The organism is Kribbella sp. (assembly GCF_035655035.1).
In the GTDB taxonomy this organism is placed as follows: Bacteria; Actinomycetota; Actinomycetes; order Propionibacteriales; family Kribbellaceae; genus Kribbella.
On sequence record NZ_DASRVN010000458.1, the window covers coordinates 1 to 17,946 of the forward strand.

16 protein-coding genes are annotated in these 17,946 nt (G+C 69.5%); 13 read left to right on the forward strand and 3 right to left on the reverse strand.

All coding sequences use genetic code 11. The features are described 5' to 3' along the window. From VFF46_RS25200 to VFF46_RS25210, 3 genes are all read left to right on the forward strand, one after another. A partial coding sequence (locus tag VFF46_RS25200; RefSeq protein ID WP_325039680.1) for a type III polyketide synthase occupies positions 1 to 753 on the forward strand: 753 nt, incomplete at its 5' end. Further along, the gene (locus VFF46_RS25205; protein WP_325039681.1) at positions 753 to 1,265 is read left to right on the forward strand and encodes an isoprenylcysteine carboxyl methyltransferase family protein; all 513 of its coding nucleotides are present in this window, start codon (positions 753 to 755) and stop codon (positions 1,263 to 1,265) included. The genes VFF46_RS25200 and VFF46_RS25205, both read left to right, overlap by 1 nt. After that, positions 1,262 to 2,320 (forward strand): NAD(P)/FAD-dependent oxidoreductase, encoded by a 1,059-nt coding sequence (locus VFF46_RS25210; protein WP_325039682.1) that lies wholly within the window; start codon positions 1,262 to 1,264, stop codon positions 2,318 to 2,320. The genes VFF46_RS25205 and VFF46_RS25210 overlap by 4 nt, the downstream gene beginning before the upstream one ends. A gap of 207 nt (positions 2,321 to 2,527) precedes the next feature. On the opposite strand, the gene VFF46_RS25215 is transcribed toward VFF46_RS25210, so the two are convergent. Then, positions 2,528 to 4,066: a helix-turn-helix domain-containing protein gene (locus tag VFF46_RS25215; protein WP_325039683.1), complete on the reverse strand. Its 1,539-nt coding sequence runs from the start codon at positions 4,064 to 4,066 to the stop codon at positions 2,528 to 2,530. A 90-nt stretch (positions 4,067 to 4,156) separates the two neighbouring features. Here VFF46_RS25215 and VFF46_RS25220 point away from each other — a divergent pair, with 90 nt between their 5' ends. From VFF46_RS25220 to VFF46_RS25230, 3 genes are all read left to right on the forward strand, one after another. Beyond that, a complete protein-coding gene (locus tag VFF46_RS25220) occupies positions 4,157 to 5,422 on the forward strand; it encodes an NAD(P)/FAD-dependent oxidoreductase (protein WP_325039684.1) in 1,266 nt (421 codons plus the stop codon). A 214-nt stretch (positions 5,423 to 5,636) separates the two neighbouring features. Further along, the gene (locus VFF46_RS25225) at positions 5,637 to 6,038 is read left to right on the forward strand and encodes a VOC family protein (protein WP_325039685.1); all 402 of its coding nucleotides are present in this window, start codon (positions 5,637 to 5,639) and stop codon (positions 6,036 to 6,038) included. Between the two features lie 77 nt (positions 6,039 to 6,115). Beyond that, entirely contained in the window at positions 6,116 to 6,463 is a 348-nt protein-coding gene (locus tag VFF46_RS25230) for a GNAT family N-acetyltransferase (protein WP_325039686.1), read from the forward strand. A 66-nt stretch (positions 6,464 to 6,529) separates the two neighbouring features. Here the strand turns inward: VFF46_RS25230 and trxA are convergent, their stop codons facing one another. Both trxA and VFF46_RS25240 read right to left on the reverse strand, forming a co-directional pair. Continuing rightward, positions 6,530 to 6,919 carry a thioredoxin gene (trxA, locus tag VFF46_RS25235; protein ID WP_325039687.1) on the reverse strand — a complete coding sequence of 130 codons (390 nt, stop codon included), beginning with the start codon at positions 6,917 to 6,919 and terminating at the stop codon, positions 6,530 to 6,532. A gap of 163 nt (positions 6,920 to 7,082) precedes the next feature. Next, the gene (locus VFF46_RS25240; protein WP_325039688.1) at positions 7,083 to 7,958 is read right to left on the reverse strand and encodes an aldo/keto reductase; all 876 of its coding nucleotides are present in this window, start codon (positions 7,956 to 7,958) and stop codon (positions 7,083 to 7,085) included. Between the two features lie 682 nt (positions 7,959 to 8,640). Here VFF46_RS25240 and VFF46_RS25245 point away from each other — a divergent pair. The 7 genes from VFF46_RS25245 to VFF46_RS25275 are packed head-to-tail and all read left to right on the forward strand — an operon-like array spanning position 8,641 to position 17,940. Next, positions 8,641 to 9,681, forward strand: coding sequence for a conjugal transfer protein (locus VFF46_RS25245; protein ID WP_325039690.1), 1,041 nt, complete (start codon positions 8,641 to 8,643; stop codon positions 9,679 to 9,681). A gap of 49 nt (positions 9,682 to 9,730) precedes the next feature. Continuing rightward, positions 9,731 to 10,018 carry a hypothetical protein gene (locus VFF46_RS25250; protein WP_325039691.1) on the forward strand — a complete coding sequence of 96 codons (288 nt, stop codon included), beginning with the start codon at positions 9,731 to 9,733 and terminating at the stop codon, positions 10,016 to 10,018. Beyond that, on the forward strand, positions 10,018 to 10,590 hold the full coding sequence (locus VFF46_RS25255) for a hypothetical protein (protein WP_325039692.1): 573 nt from the start codon (positions 10,018 to 10,020) through the stop codon (positions 10,588 to 10,590). The genes VFF46_RS25250 and VFF46_RS25255 overlap by 1 nt, the downstream gene beginning before the upstream one ends. After that, positions 10,577 to 13,834, forward strand: a complete 3,258-nt coding sequence (locus tag VFF46_RS25260; RefSeq protein WP_325039693.1) for an ATP-binding protein — start codon at positions 10,577 to 10,579, stop codon at positions 13,832 to 13,834. Before VFF46_RS25255 ends, VFF46_RS25260 begins: the two co-directional genes overlap by 14 nt. After that, the gene (locus tag VFF46_RS25265; protein ID WP_325039694.1) at positions 13,831 to 15,840 is read left to right on the forward strand and encodes a hypothetical protein; all 2,010 of its coding nucleotides are present in this window, start codon (positions 13,831 to 13,833) and stop codon (positions 15,838 to 15,840) included. Before VFF46_RS25260 ends, VFF46_RS25265 begins: the two co-directional genes overlap by 4 nt. Before the next feature lie 6 nt (positions 15,841 to 15,846). Further along, a complete protein-coding gene (locus VFF46_RS25270) occupies positions 15,847 to 16,776 on the forward strand; it encodes a hypothetical protein (RefSeq protein ID WP_325039695.1) in 930 nt (309 codons plus the stop codon). Between the two features lie 15 nt (positions 16,777 to 16,791). Next, the gene (locus tag VFF46_RS25275) at positions 16,792 to 17,940 is read left to right on the forward strand and encodes a hypothetical protein (protein ID WP_325039696.1); all 1,149 of its coding nucleotides are present in this window, start codon (positions 16,792 to 16,794) and stop codon (positions 17,938 to 17,940) included. Positions 17,941 to 17,946: the final 6 nt, after the last annotated feature.

Here is a 17,946-nt window from a genome sequence, read left to right on the forward strand (position 1 = left end):
GTCGACGTACTGATGTTCACCACGGTCACCGGGGTGGCGGCTCCGTCGATCGACGCGCGGGTGGCGTTGCGGCTGGGGCTGCGGGAGGACGTGAAGCGGCTGCCGTTGTTCGGCCTGGGGTGCGTCGGGGGAGCGGCCGGGATCGCTCGGCTGCACGATTACCTGACCGCGTGGCCGTCGCACGTCGCCGTACTGCTGTCCGTGGAGCTGTGCTCGTTGACGTTGCAGCGCGACGATGCCTCGCTGCCGAACCTGGTCGGCGGGGCGTTGTTCGGGGACGGCGCGGCGGCGGTGGTGCTGACCGGGTCCGAGCATCCGTCCGCGTCGGGGCCGTCGGTGGTGGCGACGCGGTCGCGGCTGTACCCGGATTCGGAGCGGGTGATGGGGTGGGACGTCGGCGCGGGCGGGTTCCGGATCGTGCTCGGGGCCGACGTACCGGAGGTGGTCCGGACCTACCTGGGTTCGGATGTGCGCGGATTCCTGAGCTCGTATGGGTTGGGGGTTGCGGACATCGGCACGTGGGTGAGTCATCCTGGTGGTCCGAAGGTGCTGGAGGCGGTTTCCGAGACGCTGGAGTTGCCGCCGGGGGCACTGGAACTGACGTGGCGGTCGCTCGATGCCGTGGGCAACTTGTCGTCGTCCTCGGTGCTGCACGTCCTCGGTGACACGATGCGGTTGCGGCCGTCCGGGCCTGGGGTGCTGCTGGCGATGGGTCCTGGTTTCTGTTCCGAGCTCGTGTTGATGGAGTGGTGATGTACGGCTGGTACGTCGGACTGGTGCTGCTCGTCGCCCTTGAACGGGTGGCGGAGCTGGTGGTGTCGCTGCGGAACGCGCGCTGGAGTTTTGCCCGGGGCGGGGTGGAGGCGGGGCAGAGGCATTACCCGTTCATGGTCGCTCTGCACACGTTGTTGCTCGCGGCATGCTTGGTGGAGGCGGCGTACCGGCCGTTCGTGGCGTGGCTCGGGTGGACGATGTTCGCGGTGGTGTTGCTGGCGCAGGGGTTGCGCTGGTGGTGCATCACGGTGCTCGGGCACCAGTGGAACACGCGCGTGATCGTCGTACCCGGCTTGAAGCTGGTTGCCCGCGGCCCGTACCGGTTCCTCCGGCACCCGAACTACGTCGCCGTCGTCGCCGAGGGGATCGCCCTCCCGCTGGTCCACACCGCCTGGCTCACCGCGATCGTGTTCACCGCCTTGAACATCCCCCTCCTGGCCATCCGCATCCGCTCCGAAGAAGCAGCCCTCAACTCCGCCCTGGTCCCGTGAGTCCGTCCGTCTCGGTTGGTGGGGGATCGGGGGTCGACGTGGATCTGCTGGTGGCGGGCGCCGGTCCGGCCGGTGCCGCGACCGCGATCCGGGCGGCCCTCGCCGGCCTGTCCGTCGTGGTCGTCGAGCCACGGACGACCCCGATCGACAAGGCGTGCGGCGAAGGGATCGCCCACAGCGCCGTCGCCTACCTCACCCGCCTGGGCGTGGACCTCACCGGCCGCCCCTTCCACGGCATCCGCTACCTCGACGACACCCACTCGGTAGACGCCCGCTTCACCACCGGCCCCGGTCTCGGCGTACGCCGTACCACTCTCCACTCAGCCCTGATGTCCCGCCTCGCCGACCTGAACATCCCCGTCCTCAACACCCGCGTGGGCCCCATCGCCCAAACCCCGACCACAGTCACCGCCGCCGGCCTCACCGCCCGCTACCTGGCCGCCGCCGACGGCCTCCATTCCCCCACCCGCCGCCAACTGGCCCTCACCCAGCCACCTGTGAACCTGGCCGTGCGGCGCGGACTGCGGCAGCACTTCACCGTCGCGCCCTGGACAGATCTCGTGGAGGTCTACTGGTCACGCCTGGGCGAGGCGTACGTGACCCCAGTAGCGGACGACCTCGTCGGCGTAGCGATCCTGACCTCCGCGCGCGGCACCTTCACCTCACACCTGAACGCCTTCCCGGCGCTCAAACGCCGCCTCCACAACGCCCCACCGGCAACCGCCGTCCTCGGCGCCGGCCCGCTCCGCCAGCGTGTCCGCTCCCGCACCGCCGGCCGTGTCCTCCTGGTAGGCGACGCCGCCGGGTACGTCGACGCGCTCACCGGCGAAGGCATCGCCGTAGCCCTCCGCACCTCCGCCGAACTGGTCGACTGCCTCCGCGCCGACCGCCCGCAGGACTACGACGCCGCCTACCGCCGCGTCTCCTGGGAATGCCGCCTGCTCACCGCATCGTTGCTCTGGGCCCGCAACCGCAAACTCCTCGCCCCACACATCGTCCCCGGCGCCGCCCGCCTCCCCGGCGTCTACCGAACGATCGTCAACCGGTTGACCTAGGCAAGAAATGCCGCAGGCCCGGCAATCGCTCAGACGATCGCCGGGCCCACGATGAGCCGAGCTTCCTGGTGAAAAGCTCGGATCCGCAGCCGTTCCGGTCTCCTGGTGAAAGATCGGACCGGCTGACAAGGAAGACTCTGTCAGCCGGATGTTGCCCAACAGTTGCCGGAATATGAAGCCTTGTTACATAGCCCTGTGGCGTACATCTCAGTGTTCCGTCCGTACGGCGGCGATCTGCAACTGCAGCGCCAACCGTTGCCGCGGATCTGAGAGATCCAGCTCCGCGATCTCCCCGATCCGCTTCATCCGGTGCCGCAACGTGTTCGTGTGCAGATGCAGCGCCCGTGCCGCCCGCTGCGGCTGTCCCGGGAAATCCAGCCACGCCTGCAACGTCTCGACGTACCCGGTGTCGTGCTCGATGTCATGCCGCAGCAACGTCGCGAGCGGACCATCCATCTTGGTGGTATCAAGCGAAGTCACCGCCCGATGCACCGTCAGCACGTGCCACGCCTCCTCCACCCGCAACGCCGGCCCCGGCGCGACCCCACGCCGTACCAGCCCCAGCAGCTCGACCGCCTCGGCCCGTGAACTCGGCAAATCCGCGGGCCCCCGCGCAGGCCCGCCTGCGGCCGCATACGTTCCAGGTGACTGCTCAACCACCAGCTTCTGCAGCCAGGTCCACGACCCCGGCCCGTCCGCGTCCGTGACAACCGCCAGCACGGTCCCGTCCAGATCGGCCAGCTGCGGCTCACTCCACCCGTGCCGCCGCCCGGTCGACTCCCACAGATCCAGCTGCTGCGGTACGTCGTACCCGTCCGGCGACCCGAGCGCCACTACCCGCCACGGCTGTCGCGGGAGCCGTACGTCGACCGGGTTGTCCGGCGAGAACTGCCGCAGCACCGTCCGCAGCCGGTCAATCGCGCTCCTGCGCGCTACGTCGGCCTGTGCCCGCAGCCGCAACAAGTGCAGCGCCAGGACCGACGCAGCATTGCTGAGCTCAGTAGTGACCGCCTCACTGACCGGACCGTCCACAACAGCCCAGATAGACCCCAGCCACTCACCACCAGCCCGCACAGGTACGACGAGCCGGGGGCGGATGCCATTAGGTCCGTCCGGCACCAAGAACGGCTCACTGGACCGGGCCAGCCGCCGGAAGATGCCCCGGGCCCGGAAGTGCGCGATGACCTCCGGTGGAACCCGGCGGCCGACAATCGTGGACACCCGGGTCGGGTCGGTGAAGTCCTGCCCCGAGGAGTACGCCAGTACTCGCGACTGGTTGTCCTCGATCGTCACAGGCGCGTCGACGATCGCAGCGGCCGCGTCGGCCAGTGCGAACAGCTCCTGGTGTACGCCGGCGTCACCAGCGGCAGGGGAGTCCGGTGCAGCCGCCCTGTCGAGTACGCCGCGCAGTAGCCAGACCACGTGCGCCCACGTGACGCTCGGCTGGAGTGCTACGAGCGTCATGACCTCCCGGTCCGCGGCAGCGACAACAGCCGGCTCATGCGCCAACGCCGTACGTAGGACCACTCCCGACGCGTTTCCAGCCGCACAGCGCTCTACGAGCTCCACGGCGTCCTCTGCGTCCCGTAGACCGAGTCCTAGCACCAGATCGCCCGGCTGACCGGTCGCAGGCTCCTGCGGGTCGGCCAAGAACACGTCCCGCACCTCGCTGTCGCCCTTGCCGGGTACCACGACCTCGAACAGCGCAGGGCCGACGGCGACGATCAGATCGGACGAGGAGATCATGAAGTTATTGTGCTCCGGGCACACTCATTTGTCTGCTGAATGGTGTGATCGCACCATGACAGCCGTCGGCCGCCGTCGCACCATCGATACATGACCACAGCTGGTTCCACCCACCTCGTCCCGGATCGCGTCGCCGTCGTCGGCGCGGGCATGGTCGGCCTGGCGACTGCCTGGTTCCTCCAGGAGGCCGGTGTCGAGGTGACTGTGCTCGACCGCGAGGGCGTCGCCGCCGGCGCGTCCTGGGGCAACGCCGGCTGGCTGACCCCCGGCCTGGCCACGCCGCTGCCGGAACCGGCGGTCCTCAAGTACGGCGTCCGTGCGGTGCTGAGCCCCGCCTCACCGGTGTACGTCCCGCCGACCGCGAGCCCGCGGCTCCTCAAGTTCCTCACCCGCTTCGCTCGCAACAGCACCGCCGGACGCTGGAAGACCGCGATGGACGCGCTGGTGCCGATCAACCGGCAGTCGCTGGCCGCCTTCGACTTCCTCGCCGACGCAGGCGTCCAGGCGCAGACCCACGAGGCCAAGTCGTTCCTGGCCGCGTACCGCAGGGTCGAGGAGCGCAAGGTCCTGCTCGAGGAGATCGAGCAGATCCACGCCGCCGGTCAGGGCATCGAGTTCGAGGCGATCAGCGGCGACGACGCCCGCGAGATCGAGCCGTCGCTGTCCGACGCGATCGGCGCCGCGATCCGGCTGCACGGTCAGCGGTTCATCAACCCGGGCGAGTACGTGAACCAGCTCGCCGACTCGGTGCTGGCCCGCGGCGGCCAGATCATCAGCGGCGTCGTGGTCAAGGACGTCGTCGACGAGATCCGCGGCGTCCGGCTGGTCACCGCGGACGGGGAGACCGACCCGTTCGACGCGGTCGTGATGGCGACCGGCGCGTGGCTGACCGACCTGGCGCGGCAGTTCGGCGTCCGGACCGTCGTGCAGGCGGGTCGCGGGTACAGCTTCAGCGTGCCGATGGCGCACGTACCGGCCGGCCCGGTGTACTTCCCGGCGCAGCGGATCGCCTGCACGCCGCTCGGCGACCGGCTCCGGGTGGCCGGGATGATGGAGTTCCGCAAGCCCGAGGCGAAGCTCGACCCGCGCCGGATCGACGCGATCGTGGACGCCGCCCGGCCGCTGCTGCGGGACGCCGACCTGGACGCCCGCACCTTCGAGTGGGTCGGCCCGCGGCCCTGCACCCCGGACGGCCTGCCGCTGATCGGCGCCACCTCGTCGCCGCGGGTGTTCGCCGCCGGCGGGCACGGCATGTGGGGCATCACGCTCGGCCCGGTCACCGGTCAGCTGCTGGCCGAGACCATCACCACCGGCCGTACTCCCGAGGAGCTGCGCCCCTTCAACCCACTCCGCTGACACCGTGGAGGGCCCCAACGACGTGGCCCTCCCTCCCCGCTGACCGTCACCTCGAGCAGCCTCGGTGAGCCTCCTCAGGGCAGCGCCTCATCTGCCCGCGCCTCCTCCGGCCACCAGCTGCTCCGGTCAGCCCCAAGAGCGGGCCCTGGCGAGTTTCTCCTGCCCAGGGCCCGCTCTTCAGTTTCTGTCGGTGGACTGTGCGATGGTTCGCCGCATGGTGCTCAGGTGGTATTCGGTCGTGGTCGACTGTCACGACGTACGCAAACAGGCGGCCTGGTGGGCCGAGGCGCTCGGGTGGAAGACGATCTACGCCACCGACGACGAGTGCGTGAACGTGCCCGGCTGGGTCGACGAGGACGTGCTCAAGGACCTGCCCTGGGAGCGGATCGGTCCCGGCATGGTCTTCGTCCCGGTTCCCGAGGGCAAGGCGGTGAAGAACCGCCTGCACCTGGACCTCGCCCCGCACACCAGCCAGGACCGCGCGGCCGAGATCGCCCGCCTGGAGTCCCTCGGCGCCCATCGCGCCGACGTCGGCCAGCCCGAGGGCGCGTCCTTCACCGTCCTGACCGACCCCGAGGGCAACGAGTTCTGCGTCCTCAGCTCCCGCGACTCCTGACCATGCTCACCGTCGCATCGGAAGTCCCTGCGGACCGGGTCGACGAATTGGCCGGCCTCATGCGTACGGCGTGGTGGATGAGCGATCGCACCACCGCCGACGTCGAACGGGTGCTCGTGAACTCCGACCTGGTCGTCACGGTGCTGGACGACGACCAACTGGCCGGGTTCGCCCGAGTTCTGACCGACCGTACGTACGTCGCCCTCGTGCTGGACGTGATCGTCGACGAGTCGCGCCGCGGCTCCGGGATCGGCGCCGCACTGCTGGACGCCGTCGTCAACCATCCCGCCTTGGCGGAGGTCCGCAGCCTGGAGTTGGTGTGCCAGCCGGAGCTGGTGCCGTTCTACCAGCGCTGGGGTTTCACCGACCAGGTCGGCCGCTCACGGCTGATGCGCCGTACGGCGGACGCGCGACTGACCGGCTGACGCTCGCGACCCAGTGCACAACAGATCCGGGAGCTCGGTGTGAGCTCCCGGATCTGGTGACGTGAATCAGTGCGTGTGCGGCTCGGAGCCGTGCTCCGCCTCGTGGGCGGCGATCTGCGCCTTGACCTCTTCCATGTCGACCGCGCGCAGCTGGCCGATCAGGTCCTCGAGGCTGGCCGCGGGGAGCGCGCCGGCCTGCGAGTACAGCACCACGCCGTCGCGGACCGCCATCAAGGTCGGGATGGAACTGATCTGGAAGGCCTGCGCCAGCTCACCCTGAGCCTCGGTGTCGACCTTGCCGAACGTGATGTCTCCGTGTTCCTCGGACGACTTCTCGAACACCGGTCCGAACATCTTGCACGGGCCACACCACTCGGCCCAGAAATCCACCAGCACGAGACCGTCGCCACCGACCACCTCGTTGAAGTTGTCCTGGGTCAGCTCGACCGTTGCCACTACGACCTCCGAAAGTAGTTGAGTACGCCGTAGTCAACACCGACGGCCCCACGACTTGTTCCCGCAGCCCGGGCGCGGGCCGGCGGCCGATCTCGTACGGCGTACGACCTGACCGGAATGCGGAGTCTCGGATGTGACCTGAGCCACGTTGTCACTCGTTTGTTCAGATCGGCATGTCCACGAAGGGTGACGCGTAGTCCTGGACCTCGCCGAGGATCGAGGCGGCCGCCTCCGGCGTCAGGTCGGCGCGCTCGCGCTCCGCGACGATCATCTGCCGCAGCAGCCGGGTCTCGCCGGCGGTCGCCAGCCCGGTGATCTCCGGGTGCCCGTTCAGCAGCCAGGCGGTCGCGGCGGTGATGTAGCGCTGCTCGTCGAACGGCCGGTACCAGGTGTCGTACTCCTTCTGCTCGCCGTCGGCCCAGTTCCGCCGGGCGATCATCTTGATCGTCATCAGCGCCGCGTCGGACGCCTTCACGGCCTCGACCAGGGCCGCATAGTCGGCGGCGTACTTCGGGTCCGTGGACAGCTTGTAGTTCAGTGGCGTCAGCACGCTGTCGAAGTCGAACCGGCGCAGCCCCTCGGTGTGGACCGACGGCGCCTGCGCGGTGTGCCCGGTGATGCCGATCGCGCGCACCAGGCCCTCGTCCTTGGCCCGGATCGCGGCCTCCAGCGAGCCGCCCTTGCCGGTCACCAGATCGAGGTTCTCCAGATCGCAGACCGCGTGCATCTGGATCAGGTCGACGTGATCGGTCTGCAGCCGCTCCAGCGACCGGTTGATCTCGCTCCAGGCCTCCTCGAACGTCCGCCGTCCGGTCTTGGTGGCGAGGAAGATCCGGTCCCGGATCTCCGGCATCCGCGGCCCGAGCCGGAGCTCGGCCTCGCCGTAGTCCGCGGCCACGTCGAAGTGGTTGATTCCGGCGTCGAGTGCTTCCTGGATCGAGGCGTCGGCGCGGTCCTGGTCGACGCCGCCGAGGGAGGCCGCACCGTAGATGAGTACCGAGCTCTGGTGGCCGAGTCTGCCCAGCCGGCGAGTTTCCATCCTGGTCCTCCAGGGGGTAGCAGGGAACACTGCCGACCTTATGCCCACCGGCCGCGCTGGCAAGCGGTTGTCCACAGCCGACTTTGACCCCCTCGCCACGGGAGAGTTTTCCACAGCCGGGCCGCCGGATCGGTTACTATCTGTGATCAGTTGGTGCGTTCTTCTACCCTGTTGTTCGCACGGATTTTCGAACCTGTCCGCGGCGTGTGGCATGGTGTGCGCTGCCCGGACCACCCGATCGGGCATGAGAGAGGAGCTATGACGACGGTACCGAAGGTGTCACGCTTGGCCGTTATGAGCGACGGTGAGGGTGACACTGCCCGCATGTGGGGTAACAGTATGGCTGCGGGGAGCGATGGACCATCCGGATCCTGGTCTCAGGTCTCCCGGAGGTCGGTTGCTTGCCGTATCCTCCCGGCTACTGTCCGCGTAACTGCTGTCTGAGGGGCGGGTAGGGATGAGTTGGTGGCGAACGTTGCTGAATCTGCCGCCAAAAGGTGAGCACTGGTCGGACCAGCGCCGGGCCAAGAAACCGGGCAAAGGCCGCCCGCAGAGTACCGCGCCGGAGTGGTGGGCCCACCCCGGCGGGCCGGTGTCCCCTACCCCTCGCCAGGCGCAGGGGGTGGCCGCGCAGTACTCCGCTCCGCAGACCCAGGCCCCGCCGCCGCCCAACGGCGGCGTCATGGCACCTCCCCGGCGCCCGGGTGGACGCCCGCCCGGCGGCGCCCCGCAGGAGCCGGGACCGCGCGCGCCCGAGCGCCTGAAACAGCGGTCCCCGCACGGCGCCCACGCCGCCGCGCCGCCCGGCCCGGCCCGTGAGGTGCTGGCGCCGGGGCAGACCCCGTGGTCGACCGAGCCCGAGTCGTCGTTCTCCACCTGGGCGCGGCGGTTCTTCCGCGGCCTCGTGGTCGTCGTACTGCTGCTGGCCGCGATCAGCGGGATCCGCTCCTGGATCGCCCCGAACCGGACGCCTCAGACGGTGGTCAGCGGCCAGAGCAGCTTCCCGTCCGACGAGGCCCGCGCGGTCGCGACCCGGTACGCCGTGGCGTACCTGACCTGGGACGAGAACAACCCCGACGCCCGCCCGGCCCAGGTCGGCCTCGACCTCGCCTCCGGGCTGGACAGCGGGGCCGGCTGGAACGGCCGCGGCAAGCAGACCGCCGACGTCGCCTACCCGGGCCAGGTGACCGCCGACCCGAACGGCATCACCGGCGCGGTCGACGTCCGGGTCCGGGTGCACACGTTCAACCGGCAGGGCAGCAACGCCTTCGCCGCCGGCCCGGTCGTCTGGGAGCGGCTGTCGGTGCCGGTCGCGCGCACCCCTTCCCGGGTGGTGGTCAGCGGGCCGCCGACGTTCGTACCGGACGAGCGTGCCCCGCTGCCGGCCAACATGCCGCAGAACGCCGCGCCCGACGACGACCTGACCGCGGCGACCGAGAAGGACGCCGAGGCGTTCTTCGGCGCGTACGCCGAGTCGGACAACAAGGTGTCCGCGGTGACCGCACCCGGCTCGACCATCCGCAGCCTGAACGGCGCGGTGAGGTTCGGAGCCCTCAAGGACTGGCAGGTGTACGCCGGTAACGACGACGAGCGGCAAGCGACCGCCGCCGTCACCTGGAACGGGGTGGGCGATACCACGCTCGACCAGACCTACACGCTCACTCTGCGGCGTACCGTCGCCACGGACGGAGCCCAGCGATGGCAAGTGGCTGCCGTCGGATGAATCCAGCGACTGGCCATCGGATGACCGAGGCAACAAGGGAGACACCGCAATGACGACGCACGAACTGGCTGCGAGCGTGGTTCAGCTTGCCGTGCCCATGGCCAATCCCAACGTCCCGACCGGCGCGAACTTCAAGGACTGGGTCCTGGTCATCGCGGGGAACATCTTCATCGCGATCCTCGTGTTGCGCGCCATCGGGCACTACTTCAAGCGCGAGTGGGGCGAGCTGTTCGGCCACATCGCGGCCGGGGTGCTGGTCGGCGGGCTGATCTACGCCAACAACCAGACCATCAACGTGCTCAAGGGCTTCTGGGGATTGCTTTCCGGAGGCAATTGATGCGCGTCGGCCGTACTCTCACGCACCACTTCGAGATCGAGACCCGGCAGTACGACCTGCTCGGTGTCGACCTCGGCGAAGGCGCGCGCCGGCGGATGATCATCTTCGGCGCGGTGGTGATCGTGGTCTGGGTGGCGCTGCTGTTCCCGTTCATCGGCGTACCGCAGAAGGCCACCGTCAGCCTGTACGTGGTGCCGCCGTTCGTGATCACCGCGTTCGGCTGGCGGCCGGGCAAGTTCCACGAACGCCGCCGCCGGGTCACCGAATGGGCGCTGGCCGTCCGGTACGCCTTGCGTGCGCACCGGCCGATCATCGGGCTCGGTGCCCGGGCCGCGGACAAGTCGGAGTACCTGCCCTGGCGGGAGCGGATGTCGACCCGTAAGGTCGCCGACCTGGCCAAGGCCAGGGTCACGCCGGAGTGGGAGCGCGAGGTCGTGGTGGAGGTCGATCCGATGGTCCGCGCGGGGGCGGACATCACGGTCAACCAGCGGGCCCGCCTGCTGGGTTCGGAACACGTACAACGGGTGAGTCGCAGGACGTCGTCAGGAAGAGGCCTGGATGAAGATCGCTGACAAGCTCCTGAACCTGGTGGGGGTCGGTCGCGAGCGCGGCCTGCCACCGCCGCGCCTGGTCGCCATCGCCGACGGCCTGCTGGTCACCGAACGCAGCGCCGAGGCGTGGTTCCTGATCTCGGTGGCGAACACCGACCTGGCCACCGAGGCCGAGCAGGACGCCGCCCTGGACGCCGCGGTCAGCGCGGCCGCGACCATCCTCGGCGACCGGCTCAGCCACCTGAAGGTGGTCTGGGGCCGCTCGACCGGTCAGGACTACCTCGACTCGGTGGCCGGCCACTACCGGCTCGGCGACCACGAGGCGTGGGCGCAGACCCGGGCCGACCGGATCGACGAGATGCGGATGCCGGAGCGGTACGTCGCCCTCGGGGTTCATCTGTCCGACCGCGACCCGCGGGCGACCGCCCAGGTACGCGGTTCGATCAGCGACGCACTCGGTACGACGTCGTGGCGGGTCAGTGCGCGCGAGCTCGCGCACCTGGACGAGCGGGTGCGCAAGCTCGCTCGTCAGCTCGGCTCGACGGTCTGGCGGGCGCACACCGCGCCGGCCGAGGTGATCTCCTGGCTGATCAGCCGGGAGATGCACCGCGGCGCGGTCGCGGCGCCCCGGCGCGGCCTGATCACCGGCGCCTCGCTGGCCCGGCTGACCTCCGGCCGGGTGGTGCCGTACACCGACCACCTGCGGATCTACGACACCCGCGGCCAGATCGCGGCGTACACGACCGTCCTGGCGATGACCGACTTCCCCGAGGAGCTCGAGACGCCGGGCTCGGGGGAGTGGCTGCGGACGCTGTCCGAGATCAAGGCGATCGACGACGACGGCGACGAGATCGACGTCACCGTCGAGGCCTCGGTCCGGTTCCGGGTCCTGACCAAGAAGACCGCGCGCAACCTCGTCGACGAGACCCGCAAGAGCGCGAAGGAACAGCGCCGCTCGGCCGCGAAGGGTACGGCGGAGGAGACCGCCGACGAGATCGTCGAGACCGAGCGCGTGATGCGCGAGGTCAAGCGCGACATCAACCGCAGCGGCCTGACCCTGGTCGAGGACCACCCGCGGCTGCTGGTCAGCGCGGACACCCGCGAGGATCTCGAGGCGTACGTCGACGCGGTCATCGCGCACTACGCGGACCGCGGCATCACGGTCGCGGTCGGCGCCGACGAGCAGCGCGACCTGTGGCTCGAGTCGCTGCCCGGCGACCAGCTGCGGGTGCCGGACCTCGGGCACGTCCGCGAGTCGACCGCGTTCTTCGGGTCCTGGTTCTGGGGCGGTGCGTCGATCGGCGACGCGACCGGCCCGGCGATCGGGTACCTGACCGGCTCCACGCCCGGCCTGGTGCGGTTCGACGCCGCCGCCGGTTCGGCGCTCGGCGACGCGACCACGACGCTGTTCCTCGGCCGATCGGGCCGTGGTAAGACGACGGCGGCGATGCTCGGCGGCCTGGACTCGGCGTTCGCCGGCGCCTGGGTGCCGCTGCTCGACCTGAAGGGCGACGCCGCGGGCGTGTCCGCGGTCGCCGCCGAGTACGGCGTACCGACCGCCGTCATCGAGATCACCGCGCAGTTCTCCGGCGCCGCGGACCTGCTCCGCGTACTGCCGGTCGACGACGCGCTGCTGCAGGCCCCGTCCCAGCTGATGCTGCTGCTCCCGCCACACCTGCGAGGCGCGGCCGAGGCCCCGGTGATGGCCGCCACCCGCGCCGAGATCCAGTCGCCGGACCCGTCCTCCTGGGGCGTCATCCAGCGGCTCTGCAACTCCGACTCCGAGACCGTGCGTACGGTCGGGTTCGCGTTGCGCGACCTGGTCGAGACCGGCCTCGGCTCGGTCGTCGCCGGCCCGCCGTCCGGCCTCTCGTCGCTGACCACGAACCCCGGCCTCTGGGTCGTCCAGATGCCCGGCCTCACCCTCCCGTCACCGGAGTCCGCCCCGGAGTCCTGGTCGCCGATCGAGCGCGTCGGCATGGCCTGTCTGCGCGGCTGCCTCGCCTGGATGATCCGCACCACCGGCCGCCGCGAGTTCCGCGGCCGCTCCAAGGTCGTCATCGTCCCCGAGGTCCACCTGCTCACCAAGACCCCCGACGGCGCCTCGTTCCTCGACTACATCGCCCGCGTCGGCCGCGCCCTCGGCGCCTCCCTGGTCCTCGACACCCAGGACCCGGCCAGCATCCTGAAACTGCCCGGCCTGGTCGAGCAGATCACCACCCTGTTCGCGTTCAGCCTCCGCTCCCGCGAACAGGTCGACTCCCTCCTGGAACTCCTCGGCCGCCCGCAGACGGCGCCGTACCAAACCCTCGTCCGCGGCATCAACACCGCCGCCAACGGCAAATCCATCCGCCACGGCCACTGCATCATGCGCGACCGCTGGGACGAAGTAGCCACCGTCCAAATCGACATCCCCAGCCAGCAAGTAGCCGCCCTCCTCCGCACCACCCCCGAATCCGAACACGCCGGCGAAGCAGCCGAGCCCGTCGACCTGCCCCAGGTCGAAGCAGACCCGTTCGCCGGAGACGAAGAGATCCCCGAACCGGCTGCCACCGCCCAAGGCGAGGTTCACGCCCACCAGGTTCCCGCGTCCGTCGTGCAGGCCGACGCCTACCCGGTCACCTACACCGACCTGCCATCCAACGGCGCCGTCTCCGTCCCGCCCGACGGCAAGGGCGTGGCGCCTTCCAACGGCGCGTCCGCTGTCCGCAGCAACGGCGCAGCCTCCACGGCGCCCACCAACAGCACGGCCTCTGTGCCCAGCAACGGTGCAGCCTCCGCGGCGCCTTCCAACGGAAACCTCTCCGGCCGCGGGACGTCCTTCTCTGCAGCTAACCCTGCGCCACAGGCCTCCGGTCACGCAGATAGTTCCACCGCTGCCGGCCGCACGGGACCTGCAGGTCCCGCGACCGCGGCTGGACCTGGTACGGCCCCCGCAGCTCACTCAGCGCCCCTCGCCGAACCCTCCGCCTACGGTTCACCGTCGGCTCCGGCGGCCCCCTCGGCCGGCCAAGCGCCGACCACCCCCGAACCGTCGGTGGTCCAGCAAAACGGCCGTCCCCCGACTCCGAACCCCACCGCCGGTCAGAGCCACCGTCCTCCGCTCCGCTACGAGTCCCCGATAGGCCCGGACGAGGTCTACGACCAGGAAGCAGACGAGGCGGCCTACAACGAGGCGATGTACCCAGCCGACGGAGCCCCCGCCTCCGAGACACCAAACAATGACTCCCCCAGCCCCACCGGCAACAAGGAACACGTCGCATGAGGTGGCAGCGCCGCGCACGAACCGCGGTCACCGTCCTCACAATCTCCTTGATCATCACCTCCCAACTAGCCCTGGCCGCCGACCCGAACCAGGGCCCGACCAGCCCCACGGGATTCGGCGACCTTCTGCCGACCCCGGACCTGACTCACGGTGATACCCGCACGCTGTTCGAGCAGTACGGGCCGATGGAGTACGGGCTCGACTTCGAGCAGAGCATTCGGGACCCGATCCAGTCGATCTTCAACGGCTACGCGCACATGGTGATGATGTACATCGTCGCGATCACCCGCGGAGCGATCTCGGTCGGCTGGTGGCTGTTCTCGTTCACCGATGTGAAGCCGTTGACCGAGGCAACGTCCACAACCATCGGAGCCTCGTCCACACAGCTGGTCGGCTGGCTTCTGCCGTCCGCCTTGGCCTTCGGCGCGGTGGCTGCCTACACGCAGCGGCGAAGCAGCGGCAGCGCGATGGGGCAGTTGGTCTGGGTCTTGGTGGCTGGCGTGCTCAGCATCAGCTTTGCCCTGGCACCCGCGACGTGGCTGCGTGGAGTTGACGGTGCGCGTCAGTTGGGCGCGGACACCATCATGACGACGTCCGCAGATGCCATGGGGCCGACTATGCAGAACCCGATCCCGTGGCCCGAGCCAGGATTTACCGGTACCTCCCGTGACACGTTGCTGAGGAAGTCTGCCGACTCGAGCTGGCGAGGTTTCGCCGTAACCCCGTGGTGCATTGCAGAATTCGGCTCGTTGGAAGCCTGTAAACGCTACGGCAAGGGCATGCTCGACGCCGGCACCGATACGGATGCGCGATCGAAGTACATCGACTCCGTCATCGTCAAGGCAGAGGGCGGCGACAATGCGCCAACCGTGAAATGGGTGAAGGGCAACAACGCGTTCGGGCGCATCGCCGTCGTGATGCTCGCGGCCATTGCGGCGACACTGTTCGCGTTCTTGACCATTTCGTTGGCTTTCACCGCCCTGATGGCCTTTATCGGGTGTCTGCTGTTGCTGGTTGTGGGTGTGTTCTTCGCTTGTCTCTGGACCGTTCCCGGTCGACCAAGGCAATGGGGAATCAACTGGTTCGAGGCCGTGGTCGGGCTTGTCATCCAATCGTTCCTCGCGATGCTCGTCTTCGGAACAGCGCTGACGCTGGTAACGGCAGTGTTCAGTCTGACTGGTGTACTGGGGTGGCTGCCCGTGTCCGGTCTCGCGATCGCCGTCCTCATCGCCGGCTTCAGATTGCGCAGGTTGCTCGACAATCTGACGTCCATGATGCGGCCCGGGTCGGGCAGCATTCTCCTTGGCGGACTTGCCAGGCGTGGCGCGATGGGTGCCTTCAAACGTCTGGTCGGTTCGATGGCCAGCCGTGGTGTTGCGCCGTCGATGACAGAGCGGCGGGGCAACCGACTGACAGGGGACGCAACCCCCCAGCGTGTTCCCTCGGTGCGGGTCTACCGGCAGGCGCCGGCACACACCGCGCTGGCTCGGAGCACGGTTGGAGCCTCGCCGTACGAGCTCGCCGCAGGACCCGGCAGAAGACGCGCAGAAGGGCCTGGAGGCCCGGGCAGTGTTCCCGGCGGCCAGCCTGGGGGTAGTCCCGACGGTGCCGCGGCAGCTGGTAGCAGTCGAGTGGCAGCGAATGGACGGCCATCGCGCGGCGCTTCGGCTCTCAACTTCGCACGTGCTCGCGAGCGGGCGCAGGACTCCGACAAGCGGCGTACGATCACCGTCACGAGTGCAGGGGTCGCGGCGCCTGCCGGCGGGGCGCGGGGTGGTTCTACGGAGTCGCAGAAGGCTCGGCATTCTCGGCGGCCGGTTCCGGTGCCTTCCAATGACGTTCGGTACGAGCCTCGGGCGCACACGCATTCGGCGAGTCTGCGGGAAGGCCCGCCGAAGGGGCAGCGGTCGCGGCGGAAGCCGGTGCCGTCGCAGGGGCGGCGATACCGGGATTACTCGACCGTCACCAAGGACGGTGTGACGGTACACGTCCCGACGCGCGGGTGATGCCGGATGGCCCGCAAATCTCGTTCGCCGCACGACCGCCGGGAAGGCGCCGGTCAGTCCCGCCACCGCGCACCTGAGCCGCGGGACTCCGACGCCGAACGCCGCGAGCGCGAGGGTCGCAGCCGCCCGGACGCACCGGACGGCTGGCGGTCGTTGATGAGCAACGACTACGACTACCCCGACGAAATCGACGACCTCAGCGGTCGCGAACGGCGTCGTGCCAAGAAGAACTGGCGCCGTGACGATCACGTCCAACGGATGGCATGGCTGCGCAGCCAGCGTCAGGCCGAGCCGACCAGCCCGGTGGCGATCGTCGTACTGGTCGTCATCGTCGCGATCGTCGTCCTTGGTGTCGGTGGTGGACTGCCGCGTCTGTTCGGTGGCAAGAGCAAGGACGACGGCGCCCCGATCAGCCTGCTGACGCCTGGCCAATCGGTGGTGCTCCCGACGGCACCGGCGACCCAGCCGAGCCAGGGCAGCGGACCGGACACCAACGCAATCACGACACCACCGCCGATGAGCCAGCGGCCGTCCTCCGAGGACACGGCGCTGGCGACCGACGTGACCGGCACTTGGGCGAGGGCGTTCTACACCCGCGATCCCAGCGCCGAGACGTACGCGGCGCTGGTCGAGAAGTGCTCGAAGTACATGACCGAAGAGGTCGCGTCGAGCTTCACCGCGGCGGGAGACCCGACGTACGACGCACTCAAGGCCGATGGCGGAAAGTCGACAGTACTGGCGGCCCCGGTGACGAGTCCGCCGGCCAACGCCGAGGCTCCCGTCGATACCCCGAACCGGATCACGCGCTTCGTCAAGGTCACCATCGACGTCACCGGGAAGCACGCTCAGCGCTTCGACGTCCCCCTGCTCGTAACGCTGACCAACCAGAACAACCAATGGGTGATCAGCGACGTGTCCGGCGGTACCGGACCATGACGGCGGGGGACTGCGATGTTCGACGAGGGTGATCTCGGTCGCGGGTTCCTCTCGGTCGCGAGTCGAGGCTGGTTCGCGAAGGGGGCGGCCGCGCTCGCGGTACTCGGTGTGGCCAGCCTGCTGATGCTCGCGCCGTTCGGCGGTGGTACGACGACCCAGGCCGCGTGCAATCCCGGCATACCCGGCCAAGGCGGCGACCCGAACCAGACCGGTCCGCTCCGTGCGACCCAGGTCGGCTGGGCGAAGCTGATCGACAGCGTGGCCGTGAAGCGCGGCCTGCCCGGCAAGGCGACCTTGATCGCGCTGATGACGGCGCTGGTGGAGTCGGACCTCCAGAACCTCACCTACGGCGACAGGGACTCGGTCGGCCTCTTCCAGCAGCGACCCTCGGCGGGATGGGGCTCGGCGTACGAGATCACGCACACGCCGGACTACGCGATCAATGCCTTCTTCGGTGGCAAGGGACCGCACTATCCGCCAGGCTTGGTGGACATCAACGGCTGGCCGTCCATGGCGCTCGGCGACGTGGCGCAGGCGGTCCAGGCGTCCGCGTTCCCTGACCGGTACGCCCAACGCGAGCAGGAGGCCCGCAACATCGCTGCCGCCGCCGGGATCGACCTGACCAGGGCCGGCAACCCGTATGCCGGGCGGGCAGGTGCGCCGGCGGGCGGTTCGGTCGTCGACGGCGTACAGGACAACGGCAACTGCGGGCAGTCCGGCGGCCTGACAGCCGGAAAGCCCGTCAACGGCGTCTGGCCGGAACAGAAGCAGACGGTCACGGACCCGACCGGCACAGGTGGTCTGGTGACTCCGCGTACGGCGGCCTGGGTCGCGGCGGCCCGAAAGAAGTTCGGCACGCTGAGCATGAGCTGCTGGGACGCCCACGCCTGGAACCCGACCAGTGACCACCCCCGAGGCAAGGCGTGCGACGTCATGATCGGCACCGACGCCAGAAAGTCCGCCCCCGCCCGCGCCCGCGGAGACGAGATCGCCAACTGGGCCATCACCACCGCCGCCCAGACCGGCGTCCACTACGTCATCTGGTACGGCAAGATCTGGTCCGCCCGCCGCGGCACCTGGATCCCCTACAACGGCGGCGGCGTCTACAACCCCACCGACGTCACCGGCGGCCACTTCGACCACGTCCACGTGTCACTGTGGTGACGGAGG

What these genes read in the sequence shown, in the direction of transcription:
- VFF46_RS25205 (WP_325039681.1), top strand. Translation starts at nt 753, where the DNA reads ATGTACGGCTGGTACGTCGGACTGGTGCTGCTCGTCGCCCTTGAACGG.
- VFF46_RS25215 (WP_325039683.1), bottom strand. Translation starts at nt 4,066, where the DNA reads ATGATCTCCTCGTCCGATCTGATCGTCGCCGTCGGCCCTGCGCTGTTC.
- VFF46_RS25220 (WP_325039684.1), top strand. Translation starts at nt 4,157, where the DNA reads ATGACCACAGCTGGTTCCACCCACCTCGTCCCGGATCGCGTCGCCGTC.
- VFF46_RS25225 (WP_325039685.1), top strand. Translation starts at nt 5,637, where the DNA reads ATGGTGCTCAGGTGGTATTCGGTCGTGGTCGACTGTCACGACGTACGC.
- VFF46_RS25230 (WP_325039686.1), top strand. Translation starts at nt 6,116, where the DNA reads ATGAGCGATCGCACCACCGCCGACGTCGAACGGGTGCTCGTGAACTCC.
- VFF46_RS25240 (WP_325039688.1), bottom strand. Translation starts at nt 7,958, where the DNA reads ATGGAAACTCGCCGGCTGGGCAGACTCGGCCACCAGAGCTCGGTACTC.
- VFF46_RS25245 (WP_325039690.1), top strand. Translation starts at nt 8,641, where the DNA reads ATGGCACCTCCCCGGCGCCCGGGTGGACGCCCGCCCGGCGGCGCCCCG.
- VFF46_RS25250 (WP_325039691.1), top strand. Translation starts at nt 9,731, where the DNA reads ATGACGACGCACGAACTGGCTGCGAGCGTGGTTCAGCTTGCCGTGCCC.
- VFF46_RS25255 (WP_325039692.1), top strand. Translation starts at nt 10,018, where the DNA reads ATGCGCGTCGGCCGTACTCTCACGCACCACTTCGAGATCGAGACCCGG.
- VFF46_RS25260 (WP_325039693.1), top strand. Translation starts at nt 10,577, where the DNA reads ATGAAGATCGCTGACAAGCTCCTGAACCTGGTGGGGGTCGGTCGCGAG.
- VFF46_RS25265 (WP_325039694.1), top strand. Translation starts at nt 13,831, where the DNA reads ATGAGGTGGCAGCGCCGCGCACGAACCGCGGTCACCGTCCTCACAATC.
- VFF46_RS25270 (WP_325039695.1), top strand. Translation starts at nt 15,847, where the DNA reads ATGGCCCGCAAATCTCGTTCGCCGCACGACCGCCGGGAAGGCGCCGGT.
- VFF46_RS25275 (WP_325039696.1), top strand. Translation starts at nt 16,792, where the DNA reads ATGTTCGACGAGGGTGATCTCGGTCGCGGGTTCCTCTCGGTCGCGAGT.